Raw genomic sequence first — 13562 nt, forward strand, 5'->3', positions numbered from 1 at the left:
AACTATACACACCCACACCCACCACCGCAACCCAACAGGTAAGTGTTTTAGAACACTAGCAAAACAAGCCGTCAAGCACGGTATGTATTCGGGCTCTGCCGCTGCACCCCCATTGCATCGTAAATACACGAGCGCGTGTGGAACCTGAACATCAGGTTCCACACGCACATCGAATAAGAGCGTTAGTGAGACTCGGCGCGATGGCGGGATACGTCATAGAGGGTAATGCCCACTGCCATTGCGGCGTTAAGAGATTCCATAGCCGAATCAATAGGAATCGATACGATCTGATCGCAGGTCTCCGTCACCAAACGCGAAAGGCCCTTACCCTCGGAACCAACCACCACGCACAGAGGCTCAGAAGCGAGCTGTAGATTCGGCAGATCTATGTCTCCCCCACCGTCCAGACCAATCACAAAAATACCCTGCTCTTTTGCCTGCTGCAGCACGCGCGTCAGATTCGTTGCCATCGCCACCGGAATACGGGCCGCCGCACCCGCACTCGTTTTCCACGCGCCGGCAGTCACCGCGGCAGAACGACGCTCGGGAATGATGACCCCATCGCCGCTAAATGCCGAAACGCTGCGAATAATTGCACCCAAATTTCGAGGATCGGTAATACCATCCAAAGCCACGAAAAGCGGAGGCGACTTAAGTTTGCCAGCATGCCAGCGCTCCATAACGTCCAGCACCAAATCGGTCGCATCCGGGTACTGGTAAGGCGGAATCTGCATTGCGATCCCCTGATGCACGGCACCATCCGTCAGGCGATCCAGCTCGCTGCGGGGAATCTCCAGCATGGGCAGGTTTTTCTTATTCGCCGTCGTCATAATGTCGCGCACGCGGTCATCAACCTCAATACGGCTCATCACGTATAGGTGCTTCGCTGGAATATTGGTGCGAAGCGCCTCCAGAACCGCGTTGCGGCCAGTAACAAGTTCATCGCTCACGCGCTTGCCGCCCAGACGGGTCTGGAACTTACGGTTCGTGCTGGTAGCCGCCCGGCGCTCCGCTGCGCGCTTCATCTTATACGCCTTGTGATAAACGCGGTCCTCAGCCTTCGGGGTGGGGCCCTTACCTTCCAGCGCACGCCGACCGTGGCCGCCGGTGCCCTTCGTTGCACCCTTTTTCTTCGTGGTAGCGCCGGGGCGCGAACCTGCCTTAGCCATATCTGTATCCTTTAGTTCAACGTCTGTCATGCCCGCTTTCGGGGCGAGTTTCGGGGGAATCTGTTATGCGTTGAGGCTCCATGTAGAGCCCTGCGCGCCATCCTTGACCGTAATACCTGCGGCGGCGAGCACATCGCGCATCCTATCGGCGGTCGCCCAATCCTTCTCGGCGCGGGCACTCGCGCGCTGTTCCAAAATAGTGTGAATGAGCGCATCTAATGCCTGATGTTCCGCACCGGAAGCCCCCGAACCGTCAAGATTCATGAGCGAAGTCAGCCCCAGCACATTCGCCATCGCCCACACGGCGTTTGCGTATTCGGATGCATCCGCACCGGCGGCAAGCGCGGCGTTACCGGCGCGGGTCTGCTCGTGCAGCACCGCGAGCGCGCGCGGAATATTCATATCGTCATCGAGCGCATCCGCAAAATCCTGTGGTACGCGACGCTCTTGTGGATTCGGGGCCATAAGCTCCGAGGTAGCGGCGAGGAACGCCTCCACACGCTCGATAGCTACCCGTGCCTCTTCTAATGAAGTGGGGCGGTAATCCAGCACCGAACGATAATGTGCCGAACCCAAGTAATAGCGCACCACCAAGGGGCGAGCCTGCTGCAGCATTTGCACGGGCGAAATGGTGTTGCCGATTGACTTCGACATTTTCTCGCCCTCGTAAGTGACCATACCGTTGTGCATCCAGAAGTTAGCGAAATCATCGCCCGCCGCCGTGGACTGCGCCAGTTCATTCTCGTGATGCGGAAAACGCAGATCCAGCCCGCCACCGTGGATGTCGAACCGCTTCCCTAGATATTTACCTGCCATCGCGGAGCATTCCAGATGCCAGCCGGGACGACCGCGACCCCACGGCGAATCCCACGCTGCGGTCAGCGGTTCGCCTTCCTTATACCCCTTCCACAGGGCAAAATCGCGGGGATCACGCTTGCCGCGCGGGTCTGCGTCGGCGGAGTCCTGCATATCATCCACGCTCTGGCGGGTGAGCGCGCCATAGTGTTCCCAGGAACGCACATCGAAGTAGACATCCCCAGAATCATCAAGCGCCGGGTATGCGTGCCCACGATCAATGAGACGCTGAATAAGTTCAAACATCTCAGGAATATGACCGGTCGCGCGCGGCTCATAGGTTGGCGGGTCAATACCCAACGTCGCATATGCGCGCGCAAAAACTTTCTCGTATCGATACGCGAGCGCCCACCACTGCTCGTTGCGGTGTTCCCCAGTGTAGGTGGACTGTGCAGATTCAACGGACTTCGCCAGAATTTTATCGTCAATATCCGTAACATTGCGCACGGTGGTGACTTTGAACCCGCGGTAGCGCATCCACCGCGCAAGCTGGTCGAAGACCAGGGCGGAACGGATATGCCCCACATGCGGTTCGCCCTGCACGGTGGCGCCGCAGTAGTAGATGCGTGCCTCGCCGGGGACTACCGGTTCAAAATCGCGGATGCTTGATGTTGCTGAATCATAAAAACGCATAGTCACAGTACCTAGTTTACGGGGTATAGCACCCAAGCGGTGGGTACCGCCGGGTTCTCTTTAATAATCTTCCGTCAGGGGAACTACTCCACCGAGTAAAGGAGTGCGGTGGCAACGGCTGCAACGCCTTCGCCGCGTCCGGTCAGACCCAAACCGTCGGTCGTGGTCGCGGTAACGGTCACCGAAGCCCCAGCTGCTTCACTCAGAACACGATTGGCTTCTGCGCGGCGTGGCGAAAATTTGGGGCGGTTACCGATCAGCTGCACGCTGATGTTGCCGATCTCGAAACCTGCTGCTCGCACGATTGCCGCCGCCTCCGAGAGAATACGCACTCCGGATGCGCCCGCCATATCTGGACGATCCACCCCGAAGTTACTGCCCAAGTCTCCGGTACCGGATGCGGCAAAGAGCGCATCGGCGGACGCGTGCGCAACGACATCGCCGTCGGAATGCCCGCTGAGCCCGCGTTCGCCCGGCCAGTACAGCCCCGCGATCCACAGCTCGGTGTTTTCGTCGCCAAAGGCATGCACGTCTACACCGGTTCCTACGCGGGGTATGAGGGGGGTCTGAGGGGCGGGACGGTTCTGTGCGCTGGTTATATCTGTCATGAAGGTGCCTTTCATCGCGGTTGTGTGCTTAGTTTCAGGAGCGGGCGGATTCCGGCGCAGTCGGGTAGAGTGCGCGCGCTATGCGCAAATCGAGCGGGGTTGTAATTTTGAAAGCGTCGGTATGCCCAGCCACGGTATGTACCTGTTCTCCGTATGCCTCGACCGCCATTGCATCATCAGTAATGTGCTCGGCGACTGAAGCCTCAAGCGTGCGGCTGTGCTCATGCGCGGCACGCAGAGTGTCGATCCTGAAGCCTTGCGGGGTTTGTACGGCACGCATAAGCGCACGGGAGGGCGTGCCGGTGACGGTGCCATGCGCATCCACGGTTTTAATGGTGTCGATCACGGGAACAACGGGGATAACGGCACGATGACCGGCAGTCAGCGCTTGGGCGACCGTGCAGAAAACCTGGGGAGGCGTAAACGCGCGGGCGCAATCGTGAATAAGCACCCGCTCGATGGATGGGTTTTCGGCGGCGAGCGCATCGAGGGCGGCGATGACCGATGCGGTGCGGGTGTTGCCGCCTTCCGTAACGAGAGCATCAAATTCGGCGGCATCGGTCAGTAATTGCGGGCACCGGTGCGCACAGTCAGTCGGAACCGTTACAACGATACGTTCCGCAATACCCGAGGCACGCGCGCGCTCAAGCGCCCAGTACAGCAGGGTTTTTCCGTGCACATCGACGGCAGCTTTAGGCATCTTTTCTTTGAGGCGGCTGCCGGAACCCGCGCCGAGCACGACGATGGCGGTGCGAGCTGTCGGGGAAGCATTCGTGGCTAGAGCCTCTGGATAGTTTTCAGTCACATCTAAGAGGGTACCCGATAGTGTGCTTCTGAGGTTTTGAGATGTTTGCGCAGGTTTATGACGCTGAGCGAGACTCGCAAAGTTCCACGGTGTTTTCCCGAGGACGGCATAAAACCGGCGTCATGTGCAGGTCTCATACTGACGATTTGTCATCACATTGCTAAACTAGAGTGCGAGAGTCAAATCTTGTGTCGCTTCTGTGCGCTCGAAGGACTGCGCGTGCAAGGCGGCTTTATATGCACGCACACAGAGTCGCAGGGCTCATCAGAATCTAGGAGGACGCGCCGTGAAGTTCGCCGTTTCCCACTCTCTTAAGCGCGCCGGTGCGGGTGTGGCTATTGCAGCCGCGCTCATATCAGCAACCGGCTGCGGTTATATCTATACCCAGCCGACAACCCTGCAGTATGCTGCATCCGACGGGGTTAAGGCCGATCTTAACGGCGTTGAGCTTCGCAATATCATGATGGTTTCATCCGGCAAAGGTGCGGATGGTCGTCTGCTCGGCACTATCCTGAATAAGAGCGACCACGATATTACTGTTACCTTCGCGTTCCCCAGCGGCGAGAAATCCGTCAAGGTTGCCAAGGGCCAGCAGGTACGTTTAGAAAGTAATGACTCTCAGGTGATCGTGCCGAAGATTTCGCAGACTCCCGGTGAGACCCTGGCGAATACTCAGGTTTCTTCGAACGATCAATCCACGACCCTAAATATTCCGGTCTTAGACGGAACTCTCAAGGAGTACGCTTCCTATATGCCGAATGCGGCGAGCTCGCGTGCATCCTCGCAGTCTTCTCATGCGGCAACTCCCAGCGCCAGCACGCCTGCGAAAACCCCAACGCCGAGCGCATCGGCAACTGCCGTTCCCACGAATACGGCGACCGCTGTGCCTACGGCTCCTGAACCGGCAGAGGCTCCTTCATACGACGAATCTGAGGAAGTCCCCGCGCCGGCCCCTACGGCGAGCGTACCCGTCTACGAGAACGTACAGTAACTCTGGTAAGGATTCACCTCTCAAGGTGCAGAAAAAGGCTCTTTATGTTGGATAAAGAGCCTTTTTCAGTGTGGATATGGTGAGTCTCTACGCCTCAAATTTATAGCCCAGCCCACGCACCGTAATCACATAGCGCGGTGAGGATGCCTTCGGCTCGATCTTAGAGCGCAGGCGTTTAATGTGCACATCTAATGTCTTCGTATCGCCCACATAATCCGCGCCCCAGACCCGCTCAATCAGCTGGGCGCGCGTCATCACGCGACCGGTGTTGCGAAGCAATATCTCTAAAAGTTCAAACTCTTTCAGGGGCATGGAAACTTCCTCACCGTCCACAGTGACGACGTGACGCTCCACATCCATACGCACCGGACCAGCCGCCAAGGCTTTCTGATCCTGCTCATCGCCGTGGTCTGGGCTCTGCCTCCGCAGCACCGCCCGGATGCGCGCCATCAGCTCCCGCGAAGAGTACGGCTTAGTCACATAGTCATCAGCCCCCAATTCAAGCCCGAGTACCTTGTCAATCTCGGAATCCTTAGCGGTCAGCATGATGATCGGAACCGAGGAGGATGCGCGAATTTTCTTGCACACCTCCATACCGGACATTCCGGGAAGCATCACGTCAAGGAGTACTAGGTCTGGGTCTTCTCTCTCAAAGGCAGGCACCGCATCCAGACCATTGTCGACTACAACGGGCGTAAAACCTTCGCGCCCGAGCAGGAAAGACAGCGGGTCATAGAGCGCCTCTTCATCCTCAACAAGCAGAATTTTCGTCATCGTTACCTCTGTTTTATGTCCTGTAGCTAGTGTAGCTCAGCTCACGAGTTATCGGCGGATTCCAGGATTTCAGGGGTCGAATGGTCTGCCTCGGCAAGCGGCAGACTCAGCATAAATGTGGAGCCCTCCCCCAGGGTCGAGTCCACGGTGACCATGCCGCCGTGCTGCGCCATCACGTGCTTGACGATGCTCAGGCCCAGACCGGTACCGCCGGTTTGCCGTGAACGGGCCGGGTCTACACGATAAAAACGCTCAAAAATACGTTTCTGGTCTTCCTCAGAGATTCCGGAGCCCTGATCTGTCACCGAAATCAACAGGTTCTCGTGCGAGGTTTCGACCGTGACATCAACGCGGGTATCTTCGGGAGAATACCGCACCGCGTTCTCAATGAGGTTGTGCACCGCGATCCCAAGCAGTTCGGGGTCTGCATAAACCTCACGGTCGGCGTGGGCATCCGTGTGGATGGTGATGTTCTTGGCTTCGGCGGCGAGCTTGGAACGATCAACCGCCTCCCCCACCAGGCTGTTGATTGATACTAATTTTCCGCTGCCGATCACATCGGCGGACTGCAGGCGGGAAAGTTCGATAATATCGCGGACCAGCGCGGTCAGACGCTTTGTTTCTTTGTGCAGACGACTCGTGAAATAGTCGATAGATTCCGGGTCATCGCGGGCTTCTTCAATGGCTTCTGCGAGCAGGCTAATTGCCCCTACCGGAGTTTTCAGCTCATGCGAAACGTTCGCCACGAAGTCGTTGCGTACCCGCTGCACACGCGAGATTTCGGTGCGGTCATCGGCGAGCACCAGAATATATTCGTTTCCCACAGGAGCCACGCGCAAGTCGATAACCAGGAATTCGTCCTCGCCCCGGGCTATCTCAAGTTCTTTTTCCACGAAAATACCGCGGTGCCGCACGGTGCGGATCATCTCGGCAAGCTCAATCGAAAGCACGGTGTGCCCGCGCACCAGCCCCATGGCGTAGGCGCCCGGCGAAGCCTGCACGACGCCTCCGACCTCGTCCACCACCACATAGGCACGCCCAATAACCGCGAGCACCTGCGCCGCGCCATCGCTCAAGGCGGGTTCGGCAACGGTCGTGCGATGTCGTTCACGCTCGAACCGCCTCAGAATACCCATGCTTAAAAGACCTAGAGCCAGTCCGAGAACGCCGGAGGAAAAAGCGATAAGACCTGCGTTCAACGGGCTATTCCTTCCTAAAAGTGCCTATCTGATGGGCGGTGTCGTGTGTCTTGAAGCGAAAACCTGGCCGCCGCAGTGCCGAGGTGCTCTGAAAACGATGAGAACCCACCGCCCCGGTCAGTTCAACACTACCGGAACGATGGGTTCTCCTACCATGCGCGTTAAATAATTACTTACCCTGGTTTGCGACAGCCGCGATAGCATCCTTCGCAGCTTCAGGGTCAAGGTACTCGCCCGGCTTGAGAGGCTTAAAGTTCTCGTCCAGCTCATAGTACAGCGGAATGCCGGTCGGAATGTTCAAACCAGCGATATCCTCATCGGAGATGTTCTCCAAATGCTTCACGAGCGAGCGCAGGGAGTTACCGTGCGCCGCGACCAGCACAGTCTTACCGTCGGCAAGGTCGGGCTTAATATCTGATTCCCAGTACGGAAGCATACGACCGAGAACATCCTTGAGGCACTCGGTGCGGGGTGCGTTCTCAACATCCGCATAGCGGGGATCGTTTGCCTGCGAGTAGGGGTCGCTATCGTCCAGCGGCGGAGGTGGCACATCGTAGGAACGACGCCAAGTCATGAACTTCTCGTCACCGTATTCTTCACGGATCTCAGACTTGTTCTTACCCTGCAGAGCGCCGTAGTGACGCTCGTTCAGACGCCAGGTACGCTTGACCGGAATCCAGAGGCGGTCGGCCGCATCCAGGGCAATATTTGCGGTGTTGATAGCGCGGCGCTGCAGTGAGGTGTGCACAATATCGGGAAGGATGCCGCGCTCTTTCAGTAGTTCGCCGCCGCGCTGAGCCTCAGCACGACCCTTATCAGTCAGATTCACATCGACCCAGCCGGTGAACAGGTTCTTTTCGTTCCACTCCGACTGGCCGTGACGCAGGAGTACTAGTTTATATGTCATAGCTTCTATTTTTTCATGCGGGCGGCGGTTTGTCATGCTTATGCCAGCAACACCATATCGCCATCTTGCCCTATATCTCGCGGTAGAAGACGAATCGGCGCGTAGCGCACCCTGCACGGATGCGTCACGCGCCGAAAAGGTCAAAGTCACCCTATACTCGGGCGAAAGATACGGACTGCACGCCTTGACGAGCGTCTAGTAGCGGCGGTTACCGCCCACGGCAGGCCAGACTCCCGCTAGGAAAACACTCGAAATAGTAGCGGCGACCAGCTGGAAAAGTACCATGCTGCTTGTAGCGCTGGGGTTATATGTGAAGCTCAAGGCGCTCCAAACCCCCAGCAGACCAACTGCGGCGGAGCCGCCGGTCATAGCCATCCAGAAATTCTTAGAGCGTTTGCCGTTGAACGTGTACATATTCGCGGGTGCCATGACGGACCGCACAAAGGCGAGAATACAAATCCACGCCACCACGAGGGCAAGCAACCCGTCAATAATCAGGGTGGCGTAAAACAAAAGCTGAGGAGCAGTCATATTTTCCTTACTGGATGACCTGCTCGATGGCGGTCACCAAATCCTGGTAGAGATCATCAACATTCTCAATACCGACCGATAGACGCAGCAGCGACGGCGGAATGGAGTCGGGTTCACTCCCGTGCCGACGACGGCGTTCAATCAGGGATTCTACACCACCCAGGCTCGTTGCAGGAGTCCACACGCGCAAAGCCTCTACCACACGCTGCGTTTGTTCATCACTGGCACGCAAGACCACACACAGCACCGCACCGAACCCGCCGTGCATCTGTTTCTTAGCCAGCTCATGCCCATTACTGCCCGGCAAACCGGGGTACCGTACCTCTTCCACCGCTGGATGCTCGATCAAGCGCTCAGCCAGCCTCTGCGCGTTGTGTACCGAACGCTCCACGCGAAGCGCCAGGGTTCGCAGACCGCGTAAGCCGAGCCACGCCTCCACGGGTCCGGGAATAGCCCCGTTAGTGATGCGATGGTGCAGCATTGCCTGATAGAGGTCCTCGTTCGAGGTGACCGTAACGCCCAGAAGCACATCCGAATGCCCTGCCAGGAACTTGGTCGCAGAGTGAACCACCACGTCAGCACCGAAGGAGAGAGGCTTCTGCAAAATCGGGGTGGCGAAGGTGTTATCGACAGCGGTCACCACACCCAGACGTTTCGCCGCAGCGCAAATAGTGGGCAGGTCGGCGACCTCAAGCATGGGGTTCGTGGGGCTCTCCAGCCAGGCGAGTACCTTCGGGGCTGCATAATCCACGGTTTCGGGTGTTACACCGGTGCGGGCAGCAGCATCTTCGAAGGCGGCGATCACCGAAGCGGTATCTTCCAGATCGATGCGTACGACCTCAGCAATACCGCGTTTCTGCAAATCCTTACTCATAGTGATAGAGGCCATGTAGGCATGTTTAGGAATGAGAATAACCGACCCGACCGGTACCAGATCCAGAATCGAGGCAATCGCTGCCATGCCCGAAGGGAATAAGAGACCGTGTGTGCCACCTTCCAACCCGGCGACGACCTCTTCCATAGCTTCCCAGGTGGGGTTGGCAAACCGCGCATACACTTTATCGGAGACGGTATCAACGGTACCGGCTCCACGGTAGGTTGAGGACAAAATAATCGGTGGGTTCACCGGCGCATCATGCTCATGCGCGGGACGACCACCGCTCACCACATAGGTCTCTGCTGACATCTTCTCTTCACTCATGCTTTTAAGAGTGGCACAGCGAAGGCTCACATGCACGCCGAACACCGCAGAAAGTCATGTTCTGGCTCGGCAACGCCGTGAAAACGTTCACCTTCCTTTATCACGTTCGGCAGGCACGGTACCCTTAGTAGGGTGAACGATTCCCTGCACTACACGCCACAGAGTACGCCCGCGCAGCCAGATTCAGCGCCCGATCGCCGCGGGCTTTTTATCGTCTTCGAGGGCGGTGACGGTGCGGGCAAAACTACCCAGCTTGCCCGGCTTCAAACCGCTCTAGAGGCTCAAGGCTACACCGTAATTGCTACCCGAGAACCGGGCGGAACACCCCTTGGCGAGGCTCTGCGGGACCTCGTTCTTAAACACGGTTCCAACAAAGTCGATGCCCGTGCCGAAGCGCTGATTTTTGCTGCATCCCGCGCGGCGCATGCGGCGCAGAAGATTCGTCCCGCGCTCGCTGCCGGGACGGTAGTACTCAGCGACCGTTATCTCGATTCTTCCGCAGCCTACCAGGGTATTGGACGTAATTTGGGCAAAGATACCATCACGGATTTAAGTCGTTGGGCAACCGAAGATCTGATACCGCACGCCACAATTCTGCTGGATGTTCCCCTCACCGATGAGTCCCAGCGCATGAGCGATCGCGGCACCGTAGATCGGATTGAGGCGGAAGGCCCTGATTTCAAAGCCTGCGTGCACACCGCTTTTGCTGATATTGCGCGGCAGAATGCCGACGGTGCGCATTATGTAGTGGATGGTTGTGGAAGTGTGGATGCGGTACACAAACGGGTGCTTGAGGTTGTTCGCCCGCTCTTGGAGTCCCGAGAACTAGACCGCGATAACGGTGATACCGATGAGAATCTTACCCTCGATGGTTTCGGGGAGGACGCCCGATGAGCTTGTGGGATGAGCTGATTCTACCCGCGGGCACGCTTGACCAGCTACGCCGCGATGCATCCGCCGAACGTCCCACTCATGCCTGGCTTTTTACCGGGGCGGCGGGGGCACCGCATCGGCGAGCTGCCCTTATTTTCGCGGCGGCATTGCTGTGTGAACAGCCCGATCCTGCCGATCGCGGATGCGGCACCTGCAAGGGCTGTGTGACCGTGCTGAACGGTTCGCACTCGGACTTTACCCATTTTCGCACCGAGGCGGTCAGCATTAGCATTGACGATGCCCGCGACCTTGTGATGAAAGCGCAGGATAGGCCGTCGGTCGGGCGGTGGCGCGTGATCCTTATGGAAGACACCGAACGCATGCCCGAGCGCACCTCTAACGTGCTCTTGAAAGCTATCGAGGAACCGCCGCCGCACACGATTTGGCTGCTGACGGCTCCCTCCCCCACCGATGTGCTCGTGACGATTCGGTCACGCTGCCGCCCCGTACAGCTGCCGGTTCCTGCTATCGCCGATGTTGCCGCAAAGCTCGCTGCCGACGGAATTGAGGATGCGCTGGCACGCCACGCGGCAACACTCGCGCAGGGTGATGCCGAGGTTGCCGCCCGCCTAGCTTACGACCCCGCAGCCCTGCAGCGGCGCGAAACTCTGCCGCTTCTCATCATGAACATTCGTTCTATTTCTTCGGCGTATGCGGCAGCGGACAGACTTATCACGCTCGCGGAACAGGACGCCACCGAAGCCGCCGCGGCACGCGACGAGAAGGAACGCACCGAACTATTGGCGATCCTGGGCATCACCGAAGGGGCGCGCATCTCCCCCAGCCTGCGCTCGCAGGTGCGGCGGCTGGAGGACGAGCAGAAACGACGTGCGAAGCGCATCCAATCGGATACGCTGCTGCGGTCGATGACGGAGATTCAGACGGTGCTGCGCGATGTGCTCACCCTGCAGCTAAACTCCGGGTCTGCCCTGATGAATGAGCATGCTCGGGATGCGCTCGCCGAGTTCGCCGCACGCACGAGTGCCGCGCAGACCCTGGAACATGTGCAGGCGCTTGAGGTTGTGCTCGGCAGGCTGCGTACTAATGCGAATGCACGCCTGCTCATTGAGGGGTTTATGGGCAGGTTTGTGCACTAGCTAGCCGCGTCCCGCCCCCTCATAACAAGAGCCTTGGGGTGAAAAAGCGAAGTTTCTAACGCTTTATTCACTACCAAGGCTCTTTTTAGCACCGGAAAGAACGGAGCCGCAGATGCTCCTAGTTCCTAAACCCGTGCACCGGCGAGGGTATCCTGCCGCAGCGGGCGATGAACGCCTCCGAAGATGGTGTATGCACCTGCATAATCGGGGCACGCCCCAGCAACCCGCCGAACTCGACGGTATCGCCCACGCCCAGGCCGACGGCTGGAATCACGCGCACGGCGGTAGTCTTGTGGTTCATCACGCCGATCGCAGCCTCATCGGCAATCATGGCGGCAAGCGTCGCGGCGGAGGTATCGCCCGGCACCGCAACCATATCCAGCCCGACCGAGCAGATCGCGGTCATCGCCTCCAGCTTATCGAGCGTAATATGCCCGGCGGCGGCAGAATCGATCATGCCAGCATCCTCGGATATCGGAATAAACGAGCCGGAGAGCCCGCCCACATGCGAGCAGGCCATGAGCCCGCCCTTCTTGACCGCATCGTTGAGCAGAGCAAGCGCCGCCACGGTACCGTGAGTTCCCACAGTTTCCAGACCCATTTCTTCAAGGATATGCGCTACTGAATCGCCGATCTCAGCGGTAGGCGCCAGTGAAAGATCCACAATATTGAAGTACACACCCAAGCGTTCGGCGGCTAAATGACCGACCAGCTGACCCACGCGGGTAATCTTGAAAGCGGCGCGTTTGATAGCCTCGGCGCACGCATCAAAACGCTCGCCACGCACTTGCTGTAGGGCACGCTGCACCACACCGGGGCCGGAAACGCCCACCGAAATAGTGGTGTCTGCCTCCTGTACTCCGTGGAAAGCGCCCGCCATGAAGGGGTTGTCGCTCACGGCGTTGGCGAAGACCACAAGTTTGGCGCACCCGAAGCCGTTGGTATCTGCGGTGAGGTCAGCGGTTTCACGAATGATTTCGCCCATGCGTTTAACGCCGCTCATGTTAATACCAGCGCGGGACGAACCAATATTCACCGACGAACACACGACATCGGTCTCAGCGAGCGCAGCGGGAATAGAATCCATGAGCACGTTATCTGAGGGGGTAGCACCTTTGTCGATCAGCGCGCTGAATCCGCCGATAAAGTTCACGCCCACGGCTTTTGCTGCGGCGTCGAGTGTGCGAGCATACTCAAGATATTCGCTTTCTCCGCTGGCCGCCGCTACCACGGAAATTGGGGTTACGGCAATGCGCTTATTTACGATCGGTATGCCCAGTTCAACTTCGATACCTTCACATACGCTCACCAGGTTTTTAGCGCGGGAGGTGATTTTGTCGTAGATTTTGCTGCGTGCCACATCGCCATCAGAGTCGGCGCAGTCTAGGAGCGAGATACCCATGGTGACGGTGCGGATATCGAGTTTTTCTTCCTCGATCATGCGAATGGTTTCGAGTATTTGGTCGTTCATCATAAAGGTTATCCCACGCCTTAAATATTGTGCATCGCTTTGAAGATGGTTTCCGCTTGAATACGGATTTGCACCTTTTGGGCGTGTTCGACGGCTGTCATAGACTCCTGTAGGTCGATGAGGTTCTGTTCGGTGTCGTCAAAGGAGCAGTGCATAATCATGGTGAAGTACTCGCCCATAATGGTTTGAGAAACGTCAAGCACATTCACATGGCGTTCCGTGAGCTTGGTGGTGACGGCGGCGATAATGCCTTCGTGATCGATTCCGGTTACGGTCAGAATAATTTTCACGGTGATTCCTTTACTCGTGTAAGCCCGGTATTCGCACGTTTGCTGGCACGAATGCTTGTTTAGGAATTGTAACGCACGTATAGCTATGCAGACCCGCG

General features: G+C 57.8%; 14 protein-coding genes. 3 read left to right on the forward strand and 11 right to left on the reverse strand.

The window, feature by feature from the left end:
• Positions 1-182 precede the first annotated feature (182 nt).
• The 4 genes from rlmB to ispD form a co-directional block, all read right to left on the reverse strand.
• Positions 183-1169, reverse strand: coding sequence for a 23S rRNA (guanosine(2251)-2'-O)-methyltransferase RlmB (gene rlmB, locus HMPREF2756_RS04335; protein ID WP_004006592.1), 987 nt, complete (start codon positions 1167-1169; stop codon positions 183-185).
• Positions 1170-1232: 63 nt separating this feature from the next.
• Positions 1233-2663, reverse strand: a complete 1431-nt coding sequence (gene cysS, locus HMPREF2756_RS04340; protein ID WP_070618670.1) for a cysteine--tRNA ligase — start codon at positions 2661-2663, stop codon at positions 1233-1235.
• 77 nt (positions 2664-2740) lie between these two features.
• Positions 2741-3265, reverse strand: a complete 525-nt coding sequence (gene ispF / locus HMPREF2756_RS04345) for a 2-C-methyl-D-erythritol 2,4-cyclodiphosphate synthase (protein ID WP_070618673.1) — start codon at positions 3263-3265, stop codon at positions 2741-2743.
• Between the two features lie 34 nt (positions 3266-3299).
• Positions 3300-4070 (reverse strand): 2-C-methyl-D-erythritol 4-phosphate cytidylyltransferase, encoded by a 771-nt coding sequence (gene ispD, locus HMPREF2756_RS04350; protein WP_070618676.1) that lies wholly within the window; start codon positions 4068-4070, stop codon positions 3300-3302.
• Positions 4071-4356: 286 nt separating this feature from the next.
• On the opposite strand from ispD, the gene HMPREF2756_RS04355 reads away from it, so the two are divergent.
• A complete protein-coding gene (locus HMPREF2756_RS04355) occupies positions 4357-5061 on the forward strand; it encodes a hypothetical protein (RefSeq protein ID WP_070618679.1) in 705 nt (234 codons plus the stop codon).
• Between the two features lie 87 nt (positions 5062-5148).
• Here HMPREF2756_RS04355 and HMPREF2756_RS04360 read toward each other — a convergent pair whose 3' ends face one another.
• The 5 genes from HMPREF2756_RS04360 to HMPREF2756_RS04380 form a co-directional block, all read right to left on the reverse strand.
• Entirely contained in the window at positions 5149-5835 is a 687-nt protein-coding gene (locus HMPREF2756_RS04360; RefSeq protein WP_004006589.1) for a response regulator transcription factor, read from the reverse strand.
• Positions 5836-5876: 41 nt separating this feature from the next.
• Positions 5877-7034, reverse strand: coding sequence for a sensor histidine kinase (locus tag HMPREF2756_RS04365; RefSeq protein ID WP_070618682.1), 1158 nt, complete (start codon positions 7032-7034; stop codon positions 5877-5879).
• Between the two features lie 169 nt (positions 7035-7203).
• A complete protein-coding gene (locus HMPREF2756_RS04370) occupies positions 7204-7941 on the reverse strand; it encodes a phosphoglyceromutase (protein ID WP_004006587.1) in 738 nt (245 codons plus the stop codon).
• Positions 7942-8136: 195 nt separating this feature from the next.
• Complete coding sequence (locus HMPREF2756_RS04375; RefSeq protein WP_048779981.1) at positions 8137-8472, reverse strand: DUF2516 family protein; 336 nt, start codon at positions 8470-8472, stop codon at positions 8137-8139.
• A gap of 7 nt (positions 8473-8479) precedes the next feature.
• Complete coding sequence (locus tag HMPREF2756_RS04380; RefSeq protein WP_070618685.1) at positions 8480-9673, reverse strand: trans-sulfuration enzyme family protein; 1194 nt, start codon at positions 9671-9673, stop codon at positions 8480-8482.
• Between the two features lie 132 nt (positions 9674-9805).
• On the opposite strand from HMPREF2756_RS04380, the gene tmk reads away from it, so the two are divergent.
• Positions 9806-10567 (forward strand): dTMP kinase, encoded by a 762-nt coding sequence (gene tmk / locus HMPREF2756_RS04385; RefSeq protein ID WP_246825839.1) that lies wholly within the window; start codon positions 9806-9808, stop codon positions 10565-10567.
• Complete coding sequence (locus tag HMPREF2756_RS04390; protein ID WP_070618688.1) at positions 10564-11703, forward strand: DNA polymerase III subunit delta'; 1140 nt, start codon at positions 10564-10566, stop codon at positions 11701-11703. The genes tmk and HMPREF2756_RS04390 overlap by 4 nt, the downstream gene beginning before the upstream one ends.
• Positions 11704-11821: 118 nt before the next feature.
• On the opposite strand, the gene HMPREF2756_RS04395 is transcribed toward HMPREF2756_RS04390, so the two are convergent.
• Both HMPREF2756_RS04395 and HMPREF2756_RS04400 read right to left on the reverse strand, forming a co-directional pair.
• On the reverse strand, positions 11822-13177 hold the full coding sequence (locus tag HMPREF2756_RS04395; protein WP_070618691.1) for a PFL family protein: 1356 nt from the start codon (positions 13175-13177) through the stop codon (positions 11822-11824).
• A 17-nt stretch (positions 13178-13194) separates the two neighbouring features.
• Positions 13195-13464 carry an ACT domain-containing protein gene (locus HMPREF2756_RS04400; protein WP_070618694.1) on the reverse strand — a complete coding sequence of 90 codons (270 nt, stop codon included), beginning with the start codon at positions 13462-13464 and terminating at the stop codon, positions 13195-13197.
• Between the last annotated feature and the right edge of the window lie 98 nt (positions 13465-13562).

Origin of the sequence: Rothia sp. HMSC067H10 (assembly GCF_001810635.1) — a bacterium.
Taxonomy (GTDB): Bacteria; Actinomycetota; Actinomycetes; order Actinomycetales; family Micrococcaceae; genus Rothia; species Rothia dentocariosa.